This is a genomic window from Marinobacter albus (assembly GCF_030238305.1).
GTDB classification, from domain to species: Bacteria; Pseudomonadota; Gammaproteobacteria; order Pseudomonadales; family Oleiphilaceae; genus Marinobacter; species Marinobacter albus.
The window spans coordinates 86,114-104,275 of record NZ_JASSQD010000002.1 but is presented as its reverse complement, the minus strand read 5'-3'; the positions used below and the strand labels follow the sequence as shown (position 1 = coordinate 104,275).

12 protein-coding genes and 1 tRNA gene are annotated in these 18,162 nt (G+C 64.1%); 7 read left to right on the top strand and 6 right to left on the bottom strand.

Features of this window, described 5'->3' with window-relative positions; all coding sequences use genetic code 11:
* The first annotated feature begins 67 nt into the window (after positions 1-67).
* From glyQ to QQF73_RS11985, 4 genes are all read left to right on the top strand, one after another.
* Positions 68-1,093, top strand: coding sequence for a glycine--tRNA ligase subunit alpha (gene glyQ / locus QQF73_RS12000; RefSeq protein WP_219867490.1), 1,026 nt, complete (start codon positions 68-70; stop codon positions 1,091-1,093).
* A gap of 2 nt (positions 1,094-1,095) precedes the next feature.
* On the top strand, positions 1,096-3,177 hold the full coding sequence (glyS, locus tag QQF73_RS11995) for a glycine--tRNA ligase subunit beta (protein ID WP_219867489.1): 2,082 nt from the start codon (positions 1,096-1,098) through the stop codon (positions 3,175-3,177).
* A 36-nt stretch (positions 3,178-3,213) separates the two neighbouring features.
* Complete coding sequence (gene gmhB / locus QQF73_RS11990) at positions 3,214-3,771, top strand: D-glycero-beta-D-manno-heptose 1,7-bisphosphate 7-phosphatase (protein WP_219867488.1); 558 nt, start codon at positions 3,214-3,216, stop codon at positions 3,769-3,771.
* A 35-nt stretch (positions 3,772-3,806) separates the two neighbouring features.
* Positions 3,807-3,883: transfer RNA gene (locus QQF73_RS11985), tRNA-Pro, on the top strand.
* Positions 3,884-3,907: 24 nt separating this feature from the next.
* Here the strand turns inward: QQF73_RS11985 and QQF73_RS11980 are convergent.
* Positions 3,908-5,629: a phospholipase D family protein gene (locus QQF73_RS11980; RefSeq protein ID WP_324124956.1), complete on the bottom strand. Its 1,722-nt coding sequence runs from the start codon at positions 5,627-5,629 to the stop codon at positions 3,908-3,910.
* 68 nt (positions 5,630-5,697) lie between these two features.
* On the opposite strand from QQF73_RS11980, the gene QQF73_RS11975 reads away from it, so the two are divergent.
* Both QQF73_RS11975 and QQF73_RS11970 read left to right on the top strand, forming a co-directional pair.
* Positions 5,698-6,981 (top strand): sensor domain-containing diguanylate cyclase, encoded by a 1,284-nt coding sequence (locus QQF73_RS11975; protein ID WP_219867487.1) that lies wholly within the window; start codon positions 5,698-5,700, stop codon positions 6,979-6,981.
* Positions 6,982-7,055: 74 nt separating this feature from the next.
* Positions 7,056-7,427 (top strand): VOC family protein, encoded by a 372-nt coding sequence (locus tag QQF73_RS11970; protein WP_219867486.1) that lies wholly within the window; start codon positions 7,056-7,058, stop codon positions 7,425-7,427.
* Positions 7,428-7,482: 55 nt separating this feature from the next.
* Here QQF73_RS11970 and QQF73_RS11965 read toward each other — a convergent pair whose 3' ends face one another.
* From QQF73_RS11965 to ptsP, 3 genes are read right to left on the bottom strand one after another with little or no spacing between them, the layout of a single operon-like run.
* Positions 7,483-9,240: a PTS fructose-like transporter subunit IIB gene (locus tag QQF73_RS11965; RefSeq protein ID WP_219867485.1), complete on the bottom strand. Its 1,758-nt coding sequence runs from the start codon at positions 9,238-9,240 to the stop codon at positions 7,483-7,485.
* Complete coding sequence (pfkB, locus tag QQF73_RS11960) at positions 9,237-10,211, bottom strand: 1-phosphofructokinase (protein WP_285368345.1); 975 nt, start codon at positions 10,209-10,211, stop codon at positions 9,237-9,239. The genes QQF73_RS11965 and pfkB overlap by 4 nt, the downstream gene beginning before the upstream one ends.
* On the bottom strand, positions 10,211-13,042 hold the full coding sequence (gene ptsP, locus QQF73_RS11955) for a phosphoenolpyruvate--protein phosphotransferase (protein WP_285368344.1): 2,832 nt from the start codon (positions 13,040-13,042) through the stop codon (positions 10,211-10,213). The genes pfkB and ptsP overlap by 1 nt, the downstream gene beginning before the upstream one ends.
* A gap of 131 nt (positions 13,043-13,173) precedes the next feature.
* Between ptsP and cra the strand changes: the two genes are divergently transcribed.
* The gene (gene cra, locus QQF73_RS11950) at positions 13,174-14,205 is read left to right on the top strand and encodes a catabolite repressor/activator (protein ID WP_285368343.1); all 1,032 of its coding nucleotides are present in this window, start codon (positions 13,174-13,176) and stop codon (positions 14,203-14,205) included.
* On the opposite strand, the gene QQF73_RS11945 is transcribed toward cra, so the two are convergent.
* Together QQF73_RS11945 and QQF73_RS11940 are read right to left on the bottom strand one after the other, a co-directional pair.
* A complete protein-coding gene (locus QQF73_RS11945; RefSeq protein ID WP_285368342.1) occupies positions 14,132-16,408 on the bottom strand; it encodes an ATP-dependent DNA helicase in 2,277 nt (758 codons plus the stop codon). The two genes, cra and QQF73_RS11945, sit on opposite strands and share 74 nt — an antisense overlap.
* The gene (locus tag QQF73_RS11940; RefSeq protein ID WP_285368341.1) at positions 16,405-18,111 is read right to left on the bottom strand and encodes a VRR-NUC domain-containing protein; all 1,707 of its coding nucleotides are present in this window, start codon (positions 18,109-18,111) and stop codon (positions 16,405-16,407) included. The genes QQF73_RS11945 and QQF73_RS11940 overlap by 4 nt, the downstream gene beginning before the upstream one ends.
* Positions 18,112-18,162: the final 51 nt, after the last annotated feature.

Genomic DNA, 18,162 nt, shown 5'->3' with positions numbered 1-18,162 from the left:
CGCCTTTTTTCAGAGTGCCCCGGCGGAATCGGGGCGCCACACTCAGACCGATCAGTAGGCAAACGTCGTGACAGACAAGGCAACGAAAAATACCGCTCCGGACATCAGGACCTTTCAGGGCCTGATCCTGGCTCTGCAGAATTTCTGGGCGCAGCACGGCTGCGTGGTACTCCAGCCACTGGACATGGAAGTGGGTGCCGGTACGTTTCACCCGGCGACCTTCCTGCGAGCCATCGGGCCGGAAACCTGGAATGCCGCGTACGTCCAGCCCAGTCGTCGCCCCACTGATGGCCGCTACGGCGAAAACCCGAACCGCCTCCAGCATTACTACCAGTTTCAGGTGGTGCTGAAGCCGTCCCCGGACAACATCCAGGAACTCTACCTCGAGTCGCTGAAGGCCCTGGGCCTGGACCCGCTGGTCCACGACATCCGGTTTGTGGAAGACAACTGGGAATCCCCGACTCTGGGCGCCTGGGGCCTGGGCTGGGAGATCTGGCTAAATGGCATGGAAGTGACCCAGTTCACCTACTTCCAGCAGGTCGGCGGTATCGAATGCTATCCGGTAACCGGCGAGCTCACCTACGGTCTTGAGCGGATCGCCATGTACCTGCAGGGCGTGGACAGTGTCTACGACCTGATCTGGACCGAAGGTCCGGACGGCGTGGTCACCTACGGCGACGTCTTCCATCAGCAGGAAGTAGAGATGTCCACCTACAACTTTGAGCACGCGGACACCGACTTCCTGTTCCACAGCTTCGATGTTCATGAGCGCGAGAGCTCCCGGCTAATCGACGCTGGCCTCGCCCTGCCGGCCTACGAGCAAGTGCTCAAGGCCTCCCATACGTTTAACCTGCTGGACGCCCGCCACGCCATCTCGGTGACCGAGCGCCAGCGATTCATCCTGCGGGTACGTACCCTGGCAAGGGCCGTGGCCCAGGCCTACTTCGACAGCCGCCGCAAACTCCGCTTCCCGCTGGCGCCCGAGGCCCTGCGTGAGGAAGTACTGGCCGCGGCGGACGCCGCCGATGACAAGGCCAACGGCAAGAAAGGCAAAAAAGCGAAGAAGGCACAGCAGGAACAGGGGAACGCATAACCATGGCAACACAGGATTTTCTGGTCGAACTGGGCACCGAAGAACTGCCCCCGAAAGCGCTCAAGCCGCTGTCTGATGCGTTCACCCAGGGCATTGCCCGGGGCCTGGAAGACGCCGGCATCGAGTTCGGCAAGGTTGAAGCCTTTGCCGCGCCCCGTCGTCTGGCGGTCCGGGTTCGGGATCTGTCCGACGCCCAACCGGACAAGCCCGTCGAGAAACGCGGCCCGGCGGTGAAAGCCGCCTTCGATGATGCCGGCAACCCGACCCGCGCACTGACGGGCTTTGCCACTTCGCTGGGCGTCACCCCGGACCAGCTCGACACCCTGGAAACCGACAAGGGCGCGTGGGTGGTCTACCGGACCGTCGAAAAGGGCAAACCCACCGTCGAACTGATGCCGGAACTGGTCGAACAGTCACTGGCGGCGCTGCCCATCCCAAAGCGCATGCGCTGGGGCGCACACCGGACCGAGTTTGTCCGCCCGGTGCACTGGGTCGTCATGCTGTTCGGCAACAAAGTCATTGATGCGCCGATCATGGGCCTGGCGCCCGGCAACAAGACCCGCGGCCATCGCTTCCACTGCCCGAAAGCCCTGATCGTGCCGACCCCCGGCGATTACGAGGTGGTGCTCAAGCAGGAAGGCTTTGTCATTGCCGATTTCGCCGAGCGCCGGGAGCTGATCCGGGCCGGCGTGGCCGAGCTGGCCGAGCGCGAGGCCGGCGGCAAGGCCGTGATTGACGACGACTTGCTCGACGAAGTCACCGCCCTGAACGAATGGCCAGTACCATTGATGGGGCGCTTCGAGGAACGCTTCCTGGAGGTTCCTGCGGAAGCACTGATTTCCTCCATGAAGGAACATCAGAAATACTTCCACGTGGTGGCCGCCGACGGCGAGATGCTGCCGCTGTTCATCACCGTGGCAAACATCGATAGCAAGGACCCGTCCCAGGTTATCTCCGGGAACGAGAAAGTGATTCGTCCACGCCTGTCGGATGCCGCGTTTTTCTACGAAACCGATCGCAAGACCCGGCTGGAAGACCGTATCGACCAGCTCAAGCCCATCGTATTCCAGGAAAAGCTGGGCAGCATCTATGACAAGTCGGTCCGGGTGGCCGCCCTCGCAAAGAAAATTGCGGATGCCATCGGCAGCGATCCGGCCCTGGCCGAACGTGCCGCCATGCTGGCCAAGACCGATCTGGTCACCGAGATGGTGCTGGAGTTCACCGACCTGCAGGGCATCATGGGCCAGTACTACGCGGCGAACGACGGCGAAGCCGCGGACGTTGCCAAGGCGTTGAACGAACAGTACATGCCCCGCTTTGCCGGTGATGACCTGCCAACCACCCTGACCGGCTGTGCGGTCGCCATTGCTGACCGGATCGACTCCCTGGTCGGCCTGTTCGGCATCAACCAGCCGCCATCCGGTACCCGGGATCCGTTTGCGCTGCGCCGCGCGTCCCTGGGCGTGCTGCGCATCATCGTTGAACGGGAGCTGCCGCTGGACCTGCAGACCTGCTGCCAGTGGGCCGAGGAGAACTTCACGGTGCTGACCGAGCAGAACACCGCCAGCACTGTGGTGGATTACATGCTCGAGCGCTTCCGGGCCCACTACGATGAGCAGGGCATCGGTGCCGAAGTCTACCTGGCCGTGCATGCCCGCCGTCCGACCCGTCCGCTCGACTTCGACCAGCGCGTCAAGGCGGTCGAGGCCTTCCGCCAGCTGCCCGAGGCCCGGGCCCTGGCCGGCGCCAACAAGCGGGTGTCCAACATCCTGACCAAACAGGGCGGCGATCAGATCGGTGAAACCGTGGATACCGCTTTGCTGCAGGACCCCGCCGAACAGACGCTGGCAGACCGGGTCGATCAGCAGGCCCGGAAAGTGCTGCCGCTGTTCGAGCAGGGCGACTATGCCAGCGCTCTGAGTTCGCTGGCCAGCTTGCGGGAGCCGGTGGATAACTTCTTCGACGAGGTCATGGTGATGGCCGAGGACGAGGCCATCCGCAACAACCGTCTGGCTCTGCTGAACCGGCTGCGCAACCTGTTCCTCCGGGTCGCAGACATTTCGCTGCTGCCGACCGCCGGCTGACAGTGAGTTAAGAGAGGCAGGGGCGAACGGGAAACGATGCTGATCATCCTCGACCGGGACGGGGTCATCAATGAGTACGATGGCAACTACATCTGCTCTGCAGATGAATGGCACCCCATTCCCGGCAGCATTGACGCGGTGGCACGGCTTTGCAGCGCCGGCCACCGGGTCGCCATTGCCACCAACCAGTCCGGCATCGCCCGGGGCTACTACGACACCGACGAGCTGGATGCCATGCACGAGAAGCTTGAGCGGATGGTCGAGGCGGCCGGGGGCTGCATTGATTTCATCGCTTACTGCCCCCACCACCCGGACGATCACTGTGACTGTCGCAAGCCCCTGACCGGCCTACTGGAGCAGATCCGTTCCCATTTCCACCTGACGTCGCTCCAGGGTGCCATTATGGTGGGGGACAGCCGGAAGGACCTGGAGGCCGGTTTCGCCGGGGGCTGCCAACCTGTGCTGGTACGTAGCGGCAACGGAAAAGAGACGGAGCGGCACCTGGACGCCCGACCCATACCCGGCGCGCGGGTCACGATCTACGATAATCTCAGCGCTTTTACGGATGCGCTTTTGTCGGCCGAGGGCTGGTAAAACCAGAGTGAATCCGTATAATACCGGCCGTTGATCGGCGTGTGGCGCAGCTTGGTAGCGCACTTCGTTCGGGACGAAGGGGTCGCAGGTTCGAATCCTGCCACGCCGACCATTTTCCCGTTTTGCCTTTACTTCGTTACAGAAGCCCCTCGATAGGCAACAAAGAAAACACAAACACCATCCCCCGTTTGAACGCCCCGGCCTCCGGATCATGACTGTGGCGGACGACCTCATCGCCATTACGCTCGATCCACTGAAGATCGCCGTCATCATCCAGCACCACCTCGTAGGCAACTGACGCGACCTGTTCGTCAAATAGGGTATCCAGCATGCCCGCCAGCTCTCGGCTTTCGATGATGAATCCCAATTCGGTATTGAGGTGGGTGGAGCGCGGATCGAAATTGAAAGAGCCAACAAACAGGGTGTCGCCATCCACGGCAAAAGTCTTGGCATGAAGGCTGGAAGAGGAGCTTCCCGACAGGCCCGACTGCAGGCCCCGTTCCAGGGATTTGCCTTCATCCAGCTTACGCATCTCGAACAGTTCGACCCCCGCTTCCAACAGGGGTTTCCGGTACTTCGCATAGCCCGCATGAACCAGGGCCACGTCGTTGGCTTCGAGGGAATTGGTCAGTACCCGTACCTCGACCCCCTTGCTTTCGAGGTCACGAAACAACGCTAACCCCGCTTTCCCGGGTATGAAGTAGGGTGATACCAGGGTAAAGGAAGAAGTGGGCTCGCCCAGCGCCTGGACCAGCTGCCGGCTCATCAGCTTGTCATCATCGCTATCGCCCAGGGCCTTGGCGGGATCATCACTCACCATGGTCACCGGCGCCCAGGTAAAGCGCAGATTGCCTTCGAAGAGCCTGGACATGAAACCCGAGTCCGCCACCGAGCGCACGTATGCAGTCGCCTCCGGGCTCTGCTCCAGCGCCTGGGCCGACTCAATGAGCTTCGTGAGTTCCTCCATTTCCACGTCCGGCAACAGCAACTCGGCCGGGTACGCCGACGCACTGGACCAATACCTGTCAAAATCCGCAGAGAGATCATCAACCACGGGGCCAATGGCGAGAATGTCCAGGTCGGCAAACAGCGCCCCGTACCCGGCTCCGAAATACTCATCCGCGACGTTTCGACCGCCGATGATGGCGGCCTGGTTATCCGCCGTGAAGGATTTGTTGTGCATTCGGTGATTCAGGCGCGAGAAATCGCTCAGGTAACCCAGCCATTTGGCACTGCGCGTGGGGAAAGGATTGAACAAACGCACTTCAATGTTCGGGTGGCCATCCAATGCAGACAGGGGCTGATCCAGGTCGGCAATGCCGTTGTCGTCGAGCAACAGCCGGACCCGGACACCCCGCTGGGCGGCCCGGTACAAGGCATTGAGCAACAACCGGCCGCTGATGTCATAACGCCAGATGTAGTACTGCACGTCCAGCGAGGCATCGGCCCCTTCCGCCAGCAGGACGCGGGCGGCGAAGGCATCGTAGGGATCCGCCAGGGTCACGATCCCGCTTTTGTCGCCGTGCTCTGCCAGCGCCGGGGCAATGGCCCGCCCCAGCCGGGTATCTTCGGTCTGCTGGATCGGGAGTGCTGCGCTTTCCGTGCGTTCGGACATGGCGGGCAGGGCACAGCCAGTTACACCTGCAATGACCATGGTCAGGATGGCGATGCTCTTGAGACGTAGAACTGTGTTGTCGGTCACCGCAATTCCCTTCTGGTGAACCCAGGAGACCCGGACCAGTTGGTCCGGAACGTTGGACTCCAGTGCAATGTTTTCAAAATAGTCCCAACAGACCGGTTTGTCATGACCGAGGTTCCGGAACAGGCCGGTCCCCGGCAGAGGGATGGGCGGGGCCAAAGCTGATTCACGGGGGCCGCCGCATGTGCTTAACTAGCTAGGCAAGCACCCATGAGGTAGAGGAACCCATGCAGCTATCCGCGGAAACCCGATTGAAAGCCATCCTGGAAGGCACCGGAGCAGGTACCTGGGAGTTCAATCTGGACACCGGGGAGATCATCTTCAACGACCGCTGGGCTTCCATGCTGGGTTACACCCTCGACGAGCTGTCACCGGTCTCCTTCCAGACCTGGGAACGGCTGTGTCATGCCGACGATGTTCAGGCCGCCCACCAGGCCTTGGCCCGGTATCTTAATGGCGAGGATCCGCTGTACGAGTGTGTGGTCCGGATGATGCACCGGAGCGGCGAATGGCGGTACATCCATACCCGGGGCACCCTGCTTACCGACCACGACGATCTCGGTGGCCGATGGCTGATGGGTACCCATCTGGATGTGACCGATGAGAAGGTCAGTCAACACCAGCTCCAGAAACTGGCCGAATCGCTGCCGGGCGTCATTTACACCTTCGTGATGGAACCGGATGGCAGTTTTCACTTCCCGTACCTGAGCCAGAAGACCGAGGACTTCTATGGCGTTTCCGCGGAAGACGCCAGGGCCAATCCCAACCTGATGTTCGACCCGATCCACCCGGACGATCTGCCACGGCTTCAGGCATCCATCGGCGAGTCCGCCCAAACCCTGTGTCAGTGGGTGTGCGACTTCCGTATCGTGCAAGGTGACCGGATACGCTGGCTTCGAGGGGTGTCGCGACCGGAGCGGGATATCGATGGCAGCATTACCTGGCACGGCGTGATCACGGACATCGACGACCGCAAACTTCTGGAGCTGGAACTGGAACAGCTATCCATTACCGACGAACTCACCGGCCTGTACAACCGCCGGTACATGCTCCGGAAACTGGAAGAACTGGCCGCCGAGACCGAGCGCTACGGCCACACTTTCTCGCTTGTCTCCCTGGATATCGATTTCTTCAAGGCCATCAACGATTCCTGGGGCCATCCCATGGGCGACAGCGTGCTTCAGACAATTGCCCAACTGATCGAATCCCGCACCCGGAAGGCCGACATCGTGGCCCGGACCGGAGGCGAGGAATTCATCGTGCTGATGCCCAACACCACCCTGGGCGATGCCCGGCATGTGGCGGAAGCCCTCCGGACCGGCATGGAATCCCTGGCGTTCGTCAGTGACGAGGGGGAGTCCTTCAGTGTTACCCTCAGTGCCGGTGTGGTCAGCTGGTCGACCAACGTTCCGTCCGTGCGCGACCTGCTGGCGATGTGCGACCAGTCGCTGTACCAGGCCAAGCGGGCCGGACGGAACCGGGTGGTGGTCAGCGGTGCCGAAGACAAATGAACCACACCCATTGATCCCGGCAGGAAACTGCCCGTATTTATGCCAGAACCCCAACCTCAAACGGAGCAAGCACTATGATCGGATACGTCACCATCGGTGTCAGTGATATGAACAAGGCGAAGGCATTCTACTCGGACCTGCTCGCCGACCTGGACGCCAGAGTCCTGCTGGACATGGGCCGGATTGCCTTCATCGGCAAGAGCATGGGCACCCCCATGCTGGCGGTGTGCGAGCCCTTCAACAAAGAGCCCAATCACCCCGGCAACGGCAACATGGTGGCGATCAATCCCGGTTCCAAAGAGGCCGTGGATGCCCATTACCGCAAGGCCATTGAACTCGGAGCCAGCTGCGACGGTGAGCCGGGGCAGCGGATTCCCGATCAGTTTTACGGGGCCTACGTGAAGGATCCGGACGGCAACAAGCTGGCGTTCTTCCACTTCGGGTAACGCAAAAGGCCCTCTGTCGAGGGCCATTTGCCATTACCGGTTACCCGGGGCCACCTCAGGTGACCGCCGGCACCACCTCGGCCTTGCCCACCTTGACCAGGGCGTAGCCAAAACCAATCACCAGTGATCCGACCGCAATCGCGATGAGGTAGGGCAGCACGGCGCTGACCGCGTGGGGAATCGCCAGCACAAACAGGCCGCCATGTGGCGCCATCAGCTTGACCGAAAACAGCATGGACAGCGCGCCGGTGATTGCACCGCCCACCATGCACACCGGAATCACCCGTAAGGGGTCCTTGGCCATGAACGGAATGGCGCCCTCCGAAATAAAACACAGGCCCAGCACGAACGAGGCGCGGCCGGCCTGACGCTCGGCCTCGGCAAACTTCCGGCGGGCAACGAAGGACGCCACCCCCATACCGATCGCCGGCACCATGCCTGCCGCCATGATCGCCGCCATGGGCGCCGAGCCACCGCTGCCTTCGGACAGCAAGCCAACCCCGAAGGTGTAGGCAGCCTTGTTCACCGGCCCACCCAGGTCGAAACACATCATGGCACCGAGGATCCCGCCCAGCAGGATGGCGTTGGTGGTACCCATGCTCTCCAGGAACCCGGTCAACGCCCCCATGATTGCGGCCATGGGTTCTCCGATCACGTAAATCATGCCCAGGCCGGTCACCAGGCTGGCGAACAGGGGAATGATCAGGATCGGCTTCAGCGACTCCACACTTTCGGGTAATGGCAATTTCTGGCTGATGAAACGCGCGACGTAACCGGCCAGGAAACCGGCCACAATCCCGCCAAGAAAGCCGGCCCCCAGTTCCCCGGCCAGGAACCCTCCGATCATTCCGGGCGCCAGACCGGGGCGGTCGGCAATGGACCAGGCAATGTACCCGGCCAGTAACGGAATCATCAGCTTGAAGGCGGTACCGCCGCCAATCTGCATCAGCGCCGCCGCCAGTGTGCCCTGCTCCTGAAACGCCTCGATGCCAAAAACAAACGACAGGGCAATCAGGAGACCACCGGCCACCACCATGGGCAACATGAACGACACCCCGGTCAGCAAGTGCTTGTACGGACCCCGGTTCTCACCACCGGCGCTGGCCGCCTTTTGCTGGCCAACGTCCAGGAGCGTCGCATCGGCCAGGGCCTGACGCACCGTGTCCGCCGGCTTTTTCAGGGCTGCTCCGGTTGAGGTCCGCCAGACCCGCTTGCCGGCAAAACGGCCAGGGTCCACCTCAATGTCACAGGCCAGGATAACCACATCGGCCGCGGCAATCTCCTGCTCGGTCAGCGGGTCCTGGGCCCCCACGGAGCCCTGGGTTTCCACCCGGATACAATGACCGGCCGCTTCGGCCGCGGCCGTCAGTGCCTCTGCTGCCATGAACGTGTGGGCCACGCCGGTCGGGCAGGCGGTCACCGCGACAATGTTTCGGACTCCAGGGGCGGGGCCGTCGCTGCCGCCATCAGTTCCGGATACCACGGGCGCGTCATCCGGCGACCACGGGCTGGCCTGCTGTTCGGCGGCATCAAGCACGGCGGCCGGATCCGGCAAGGCCGCGGTAACGGGAATCTGGTACAGGGGTTTCCCGGCATAGGCGTCCAGCCCAACCGGGACGCCCAGCGCGGCGATCACCAGATCGGCCGCGGCAATCGCCGAGTCCCCGGGGGGATTCGGCGACTGGCCACCGGGACCCCGGACATCGGTGGTGACCTGCCAGCCGCGCTGGTGGGCGGCCCGTTCCAGGGTCCGGGCCGCCAGGAAACAGGTGGCGAACCCCTGAGGGCAGGAAGTCACAATAATCAGGTTCATAACGGCATCTCCCCATGGTTGTTATCCCCGGGCCAGGGGTACACCCGGGTGTTGTCGAGCAAGGTGGTGAAATCAGGCGCCGCCGGATCGCCCACACCTGCATGGCGCACGCACTCGGCGGACAGGGCGGTGGCAAACTGCAGGCGCTGGGTCGGGTTGCGCTGCTCTCCAGGCAGCAACTGGCCGTGAAGCATGCCGGCCAGCAGGGTGTCGCCGGCGCAGACGGTGCTCAGTACGGAGACCGGCGGCGGCAGGGAGCGGTAACGGCCCTCGGGCCCGAACCAGAGCACCCCGTCCGGGCCCAGGGAGACAATCACCTGCGTTATGCCCTGAGCCTGAAGCCGGGCCGCCACGTCAGCGACCTCACGGCGGGACGTCAGCGCGCGACCGGCCCAGGCCGACAGTTCCTCGAGGTTGGGCTTGATGGCGTCAGGCGTCGCCGCCAGACCATGGACAAGAGCCTCCCCGCTGGTATCGAGCCAAACCGGCTTGCCCGCCTGCCGGACCATGGTGACCAGCTCCGCCACCGCCGACGGAGGCATGTTGGCCGGAAGGCTTCCGCCAATCACAATGACATCATGCTCCGGGATCAGGGGCGCCAGCCGGAACTCCAGGCACTTCAGGGCATCGGCGGGTATCTGGAACCCGGCTCCGTTGAGGTCGGTGACCCGGCCACCCTGTTCGGCGATCTTGATGTTGATGCGATTCTCGCCCGGAATCCGGACGAAACTGTCGTCCAGTCCGGCATCCGCAAACAGCCGCTCAAACGGCGCAGCATTGTCCTCACCCAGCAATCCGGTCACAGTAACCCGGTGGCCCAGGCGTGCCAGCACGCGGGCCACATTGAGCCCCTTGCCGGCGGCATCCAGGCTGGTGGCGGTGGTCCGGTTCACCTGGCCGGGCGTCAGGGTCTGAAGGTCCGCGTTCAGATCGAGTGCAGGGTTCAGGGTAATGGTCATTATCCGGGCCATCAGAACGACTCCAGGGCATCGCGAACCTCGGCAGCAGAGGCCTTGGTCAATGCCAGTTCTGCCTGGGCCCGGGCCTCGTCCAGGGTGAGCTCGCGAATACAGGCCTTGACCAGGGGTACCCGGCGGCTGGTCACCGACAGTTCATCCACTGCCAGACCAACCAGAACCGGAATCGCCTGGGGATCCGAGGCCAACTCGCCACAGACGCCGACCCAGCGCTGGTGGGCGTGGGCGGCCTCCACCGTCATCTGGATCAATCGCAGCACCGCCGGATGCAGGGCATCGGATTCGGCGGAGAGCTGGCCATGCCCGCGGTCAATGGCCAGGGTGTATTGGGTCAGGTCGTTGGTGCCGATGGAGAAGAAGTCCACTTCCGGCGCCAGGGTTCCGGCCAGCAGGGCGCAGGACGGCACTTCAATCATCACGCCCACCTGCACATCCGCGGCAGCCACTTCCGCCTGCACCCGCTTCACAATCTCCCGGGCGGCCCGGAACTCTTCCAGATCCTTCACCATGGGAAACATGATGCGCAGCGGCCGGTCCCCGGCAGCCGTCAACAGGGCCCGGACCTGAGTTTCCAGGATTTCCGGCCGGGTCAGCGATAACCGGATACCCCGCAGGCCCAGAAACGGGTTGTCCTCCTGGGGCAGGGGCCAGTAGTCCAACGGCTTGTCGCCACCCACGTCCAGGGTGCGGGCCACCAGGGGCAGACCGTTCAGGGCATCGAAGGCGTGCCGGTACTCCCAGACCTGGGTGTCGAGATCCGGCGCCTCCGGATGCGCCATGAAAATGAACTCGGTCCGCAACAGGCCGATGCCATCGGCACCTCGTTCCACGGCATCCGGGGTATGGGCCGTATTACCCAGGTTGGCGCACACTTCGATGGAGTGCCCGTCCCGGGTCGTGGCCGGCCGATGACGGTGGTCGTAGGCGGCGGCCTGAAGGGATTCCAACTGATCGATGCGCCGGAGGACCCGTTCCCGGCGTTCACTGCCCGGATTCGGCACCAGGCAGCCACGCTCGCCGTCCACCACCAGTTCGGCGCCCTCGGCGATCGCCAGCACCGCCTCGCCGGCACCCACCACGGCGGGCAGACCCAGCGCCCGGGCCAGAATCGCGCTGTGGGAGGTGGCACCACCACGGGCCGTCACCAGCCCCCGGACCCGGGAAGTATCCAGCCGGGCGACATCGGACGGACCGAGATCTTCGGCCACCAGCACATAGGGGGTGTCCGGCGGCGTCGGCATGGCCACACCGCAGAGATTGGCCAGCACCCGGCGCCCAACATCCCGCAGGTCCGCCGCGCGCTCGGCCAGCAGCCGATCGGCCAGGGCCTCCTGGCCCTTCGCTGCAGTGTCGATGGCCCGCCACCAGCCGGCTTCGGCCGAGGCGCCCTCGTTGATCGCTTCCAGGGTGGCCTGGTACAGGTCCTCGTCCTGCAGCATTTCCACGTGCACAGACAGTATGGGTGCCGCCTCGCCCCCTTCCGCCTGACGGATCAGGGTCCGGAGCTGGCCATCCGATTCGTCGATGGCACGGTTCAGGCGCTGAATTTCGGCTTCGGCATCCGCAGCGGTTTCCAGGTACGTCAGTCGGGGCTGACGCATCACGAACGCCGGAGCCAGGGCAAGTCCTGGCGATGCCGCAACAGCCTTGAGAGGTTCGTCGTCCACCAGCGGCTCAGGGTCGGTTGCACCGGCCTCGGCCAGGTTCGGGGCACCCTCACGCAGGGGCGAAACCTGTTCACCAAGGCCTTCGGAGATGGCCCGGGTCAATGCCGTCACCGCCTGTTGCGCTTCATCGCCGGTGGCCGACAGCACCAGGGTCTGGCCACGGCGGGCCCCCAAGCCAATGACCCGGGTCAGGCTGGTGGCCGAGACGGCACTGCCATCGCCTTCCCGCAGACGCACCCGGATACTGGCGTTGTGACGACGGGCCTCCTGAACCAGCTGTTTTGCCGGCCGCGCATGCAGGCCGTGGGTGTTCAGCAGGGTGACGTTGGCGGTGACCGCATCCGACGCTTCGCCGGAAAGTCGTGCCAGCAGGGCATCAATGCCCAGGCCATCAATGCCGCCATCGCCCGCCAGGAAGTTATCCATGCGCTCCAGAAGTTCGTGGCACTCGTCACCCGGACCGGCCAGACAGAATACGCCCTGGAGCTCCGGCCCCGGTTTTTTTGGCGTCGCCAGCGACAGCGCCGGACGGTGGGCCCCCAGAGTGTGATGGACCAACCAGAAGCCCCGCCCCAGGGCCACCGGCGGCTGGGTTATGATCTCGGTCAGAAAATCGGCGTCGATACAGCGCAATCGCTGGAGCCGGGCCGCCGCCGCCAGCGCCAGCTCCTGCGCCGTCGTGGCCTCGATACCCAGGCACAGGGTATCGCCGTCGCACTTGGCCACCACCGGCGGTTTGGAGAGCAGCGCCACCAGTTCACCGGCATTCCCGGCTTGCGCCAGCTTTTCCGCCAGCCCCGGCTTATCCAACACCCGGGTCAGATGACGAAGGATATCCAGATGCTCGTCGGACTGGGCCGCGATTGCCACCAGGACATGCACCCGGGCGCCGTCGTGCCAGGTGACCCCGTCGGGGAACTGAAGAATCCGGATGCCGGTCTCCAGGACCGCCTCCCGACTTTCCGGCGTGCCGTGGGGAATGGCGATGCCGTTGCCCAGCACGGTGGACGACTGCTGTTCACGGGCGTTCATGCCAGCCAGGTAAGCGGAAGAGGTTCGGCCGGCCGTTTCCAGGTCCCGGCCAGCCTGGGTCAGGGCATCCTGCCAGTCACTGGCGGTAGCCCCGAGTCGTATGTCGTTGGCGGTCAGCGTCAGCATGGGTGTTTGCCTCGCTTTGTTGTTGTGGTGTTCCGTGGTTTATAGTTGCTGAATCGTGTCAGCATGCTTAAAATCGATGATGGATCAGATATGCTCAGAAATCAAGCAATCCTTGAACAGGGAAGCAACCCATGACACTCGCTGAACTTGCCCGGCTGGCCGGGGTGTCGAGAACCACCGCCAGCTATGTCATGAACGGTCAGGGCGTGGCCCGGCGCATCAAACCGGACACCATTGACAAGGTCCTGGCCATTGCCCGCGCCCACCATTTCCAGGTGGATGCCCAGGCGGCGGCCCTGCGCGGTGGCGCCAGCAAAACCCTCGGTTTTATTCTGCCGGACCTGGAGAACACCAGTTACGCCCGGCTGGCCAAGCTGCTGGAACAGCGCGCCCGGAGCCACGGCTACCAGCTGCTGATCGCCGGTTCCGATGACGACCCGGCAACGGAAAAATCCCTGGCCCGGGCCCTGAAGGCGCGACGCTGTGATGCCCTGATCGTGGCAAGCGCGCTTGGCGCGGACGACCCCTTCTATCCGGAACTGCAAGCCAATGGCCTGCCGGTGGTGGCGGTTGACCGGGCCCAGTCGCCGGGCGTCATCCGCTGTGTGGTCAGTGACAACCAGAGCGCGGCGGACACCCTGACCCGGTCGGTTCTGGGCGACGACACAGGCACCGTGGCCTGGCTGGATGCGGTGCCGGAAATCGCCATGACCCGGGAGCGCCGGGCCGGATTCGAGGCGGCGGCACGCCGGGCCGGCTGTCACGTGCTGGTGCAAAGTGGTGCCCGCTACGATCGCGAGACCGGCGCCACCCTGATGCGGGCGCTGCTGACCGAGACCGGGTTGCCGGATGCCCTGGTCACGGCCTCCTACACGCTGTTGCAGGGGGTGCTGGATGTGCTGCTGGAACAGCCCGGCGGCTTGCCCGGGAACTTGAAACTCGCCACCTTCGGCGATGACCGTCTGCTGGACTTCCTGCCGGCGCCGGTCAATTCCCTGCCGCAGAACCACGAAGCAATCGCCGCCGCCGCGCTCGATCAGGCGCTGGCCGCGATTGACGCCCCCGAAGGGCCGGCACAGCTGGTGACCATCAACCGGTCGTTGAAGGAACGCTCGGCGCCTCAAACCACCAGCCGGGGAGCAGATTCCGCACCGGTGGCTTGAGGAACCGGTCGTCGATCAGCCAGATCACACCCTCGTCCTCCGGTGTACGGATCACCCGGCCCGCCGCCTGGGCCACTTTCTGCAACCCAGGGATCAGGTAGGTGTAGTCGTAGCCGGCACCAAAGCGCTCCTCCAGTCGGTCCTTGAGAATCTCATGCCAGGCATCAAACGGGGGCAGGCCTAGGGTGGCGACAAAAGCCCCGATCAACTGGTTCCCGGGCAAATCAATGCCTTCGCTGAATACCCCTCCCAGAACCGCAAACGCGACGCTGCCAGTGCCTTCCCGGAACTCCGCCAGAAACTCAACGCGTTGTTGTGGGCTCATGCCCGGCTTCTGAGACCGTTGCGGCACCTCCGGTGCCTCCCGGGCAAGCACCTCGCTTACCTCGTTCAGGTATTTGAAACTGCTGAAGAACGCCAGATAGTGACCCGGTCGCTGCCGGAACTGCTGGGCAATGAGTTCGGCAATGGGTTGGGCCGAGGCGTGCCGGTGCGCCTGTCGGGTACTGATCCGCGGGGTAAAATGCACCTGTAGTTGATTAGCGGTGAACGGGCTGGGCAGCGAGGTAAACCGACTGTCCTCGGGCAGGCCCAACAGGTCCCGGTAATAGACCCCGGGGCTGAGGGTCGCCGAAAACAGCAGTACCGAACGGGCGGCCGCAAACCGCTCGCGCAGGAAATCCGCCGGCACCAGGTTCTGAATGGTCACGCTGGCCCGGCCCCGGCCGGTGCGCCGGAACTCGCACAGGGAATGATCGCCAAAAGAATCCGCCAGTTTCATGAACGCCACCGATTCGAACAGCAGTTCCTGCAGCGCCAGGTCCGGCGGGTTGTCGGCCAGAAAGTCGGTCAATGCCGAGACCAGCCCGAGCAGACTGCCGACCAGCGCCAACGGCAGGCTGTCGAGGAACACCGGCGTGTCGCCTCCCTCCCCATGGTCCCGGATAACGCCTTGCCAGGCCCTGGCCGTCCGGTCCAGGTGCGGTTTCAGGACCCTTGGCGCGGTTTTCCGAATCCGCAGCAGGCGCTGCTGGTCCAGGCGCACCGAGTACATACCCCGGGCCCGGTCCACCAGATTGTGGGCCTCATCCAGCAGCACGGCCGCCTGCCAATGGTTCTGGCGGATCAGGCCATGGAGCAGGGCAGACTGGTCGAACATCCGGTTAACGTCGCCCACCACCACATCGCTCCAGCGTGCCATCTCCTGCGCCAGGAAGTAGGGACAGATGCCATGCCCGGCAGCGATTCGCGCCAACGCCTCCCGGGTCAGGGTGGCGCCGGTCTGAACCGCTTCCGCCCGGGCGTCCGGCAGGCGATCGAAGAACCCCTTCGCGAGAGGGCAGGAATCACCGTGGCAGGCCTTGTCCGGATGCTCACAGGCGTCGTCCTTGGACACCAGTTCGAGGGTCCGCAACGGCCAGTGTCCCGGGTTTTCCTGAGCCACCCGCAGGCGCTCGATGGCATCGACCGCCAGCTGCCGGGCGGTGTTGCGACAGGTGAGGTAGTACAGCCGATCCTGGCCTGCACTTGCCATCGCCATCAGTGACGGAAACAGGGTCCCCAGGGTTTTGCCCAGGCCGGTGGGCGCTTCCAGCAACAGTGTGCCGGCGTTCATGGCATTCTTATAGACGGTTTCGGCCAACCGGCGCTGGCGCGGCCGGAAATCCGGAAACGGAAACCGCAGGCCGGAGAGGCGTGCGTCCCGCAGTTCCCGATGATGCTCCTCCTGCTCCGCCCAGGCCCGGAACTGAGCACACAGGGCTTCCAGTTCCTGCCAGAGTTGCACCGCTGTGGCGGTTTCAGTCACCGGCGTCTCCTTGTCCTTGCCGGTGTCGTAATACACCAGGGTCAGTTCCAGTTTCTTCAGATTCTCCTGACGACAGAGCAACGCACCGTAGGCCCGTAACTGGGCCCGGTGCAGTCCCCGCTGGTGTTCCCGGATGCGGGACAGATCGCCCCGGTGGGTCTTGATCTCTTCCAGCCGGCCGCGATGCGGATGATAGCCGTCGGCTCGCCCGGAAAGCTGTAACCCCAGACACTCCCCGGTAAGTAAGTATTCGCTTTTATAGCCATACCCACGTCGGGCCTGGATCGCCTGGTGACCGGCAATGCCCTCGTCGGAACTGGGTGCCGGGGTGTAGCGAAAGTCCAGGTCACCGTGGCGGGCGGCAAACTCACACAGGGTACGAACCGCAACCTTCACCCGCACTCTCCATCGGATTGCCAGCGCACGTAACAGACGCTGGCTGCAATGTCGTTACTGGCGAAAAATGCCAGCCACCGAAGCTGGTGGTCCTGTAACCGATCCCCCGGGCCTTTGACCTCAATCATCCGGTAACGACGGCCGGCATCCGGTGCATCGGGAAAAAACTGGATCAGGTCCGGGAACCCGCTGCGGTGTTCCCGGATGTTCAGCAGCAGGCGCTCGAACAACACGCGAAGATCCCGGGCGGGAATGCAGTCCAGGGCCAGGGTCAGCAGTTCCTCGGTCAGTACCGGCCAGATCACGAACGGGTTGGCAACCCCCTGCTTATCCGCAAAGTTGTCCCGGATGACCCGGCGATAGCCACCGTCTTCCAGCAGTGCAAAGCATCGGTCGAACGACGACTGGCGGCGGGCGACGAAATCCTCCCGGGTGAGGTCCGCCGGGCCGACATGAAACGGATGGAAAAACGCCCCGGGGATGGCCTGGAAGATGGTTTGCCAGCACAAAAGGCCGAATAGTCCGTTGATCAGGGTGTTCTCCACGTAGAACGCCGGCGCGTCCTCCCGGCTCAGGTCGTCCCGCGCCGCCATTTCCACCGAGCCGGACGACGGCGGTACCAGGGTGCGGGTGAACTCCTGTATCGGTGGTGCCGGGGTGACCCGGGGAATTGTCGCTCCCATCCGGGACGCTAGCCGCTTCAGGATTCGGCCCAGGCCCTGGGCCTCGGCGTCGCTCAATTCCCCGGTCTGCCAGTCCCGGGCCAGGTCCCAGGCTTCGTCGAAGCGCTTCATGCGTTCGAGCAGCCGCAACCGTTTCAGCCGGGCTTCACGATGGCCGCTGGAGGCGAGCGCCTCGAGGGCGAGATCCCGGTCACCCTGGCGTTCGGCCTGTCGGCCCAGCTCCAACAGCAACCGGTCCCGGCGGCTGGTCAGCCAGGGATTGTCCGACGCAGCGGGCACATCGGCCCAGACTGCGTCGGCCGGAACGCCCTCGTCCAGCCGTTGTCGGCAGTCGTGCATCGCCAGGTAGCAGTCCACATCCTCGCGCCGGTGGAACGCCCGGGAGTCCGGCGCCAGGGACACCTGTTCGTAGCGTTGGTGCCCGAGTTCCACCAGCACGAAATCGGACCAGCTCTGGCGCAGGTTGCCAAAGAACATCAGTCGCGTGCGGTCGAACAGGGCCATGTGCCGAACCCGGACCACCGGTGCCCGGTCGTGGCCCAGCCACTCCGCCACCGGCAGGACGCCGGCAAAGTCCGGTTGCACCGCCTCGCGCAGCCGGGCCTTGGGCAGGGTTTTCGGCAGTCCCAGGCGCGCCAGCTCGTCGGCAAAGACCGGCCTCAGTTCCGCCAGGGTATAGAGCCGGAACAGGTCATCCAGGCCCAGCCTCGGCTCGCTCTCCAGCCAGCCCCGGTCGGCCAGTTCTGCCAGGGCCTCGGCTTCGGGTACGGTCAGCTCTGGGTACCGCAGTTTGTCGGCTCGAAACAGCTCACCGGCGCGCATCACCATCCGGGTGAGCAGTGCCCGTGCGGACCGGGACAGGTCGAAAAAGCCAATCAGGCGGGCGTATTCGGTCGTCAGCAACAGGTCACGGTGGTGGGTGGTGACCCAGCGCAGGACGGTTTCCATGTTTTCCAGGTAGTACAGGGGGTTCTCAAGATCCGCGGTCTGGGGCCGTGAGTCCTGGGGCTGTGTGCTCATAGGGGATCTGGGCGACCTTGACGCTGAGGGTTAACCGGCCCCCAACTCTAC

Bases quoted from the DNA above. Each gene is read 5' to 3' on its own strand.
- QQF73_RS11965 (WP_219867485.1), bottom strand. From the start codon at position 9,240: ATGAACCTGATTATTGTGACTTCCTGCCCTCAGGGGTTCGCCACCTGT.
- QQF73_RS11940 (WP_285368341.1), bottom strand. From the start codon at position 18,111: ATGAGCACACAGCCCCAGGACTCACGGCCCCAGACCGCGGATCTTGAG.
- glyS (WP_219867489.1), top strand. From the start codon at position 1,096: ATGGCAACACAGGATTTTCTGGTCGAACTGGGCACCGAAGAACTGCCC.
- QQF73_RS11970 (WP_219867486.1), top strand. From the start codon at position 7,056: ATGATCGGATACGTCACCATCGGTGTCAGTGATATGAACAAGGCGAAG.
- cra (WP_285368343.1), top strand. From the start codon at position 13,174: ATGACACTCGCTGAACTTGCCCGGCTGGCCGGGGTGTCGAGAACCACC.
- gmhB (WP_219867488.1), top strand. From the start codon at position 3,214: ATGCTGATCATCCTCGACCGGGACGGGGTCATCAATGAGTACGATGGC.
- pfkB (WP_285368345.1), bottom strand. From the start codon at position 10,211: ATGGCCCGGATAATGACCATTACCCTGAACCCTGCACTCGATCTGAAC.
- QQF73_RS11975 (WP_219867487.1), top strand. From the start codon at position 5,698: ATGCAGCTATCCGCGGAAACCCGATTGAAAGCCATCCTGGAAGGCACC.
- ptsP (WP_285368344.1), bottom strand. From the start codon at position 13,042: ATGCTGACGCTGACCGCCAACGACATACGACTCGGGGCTACCGCCAGT.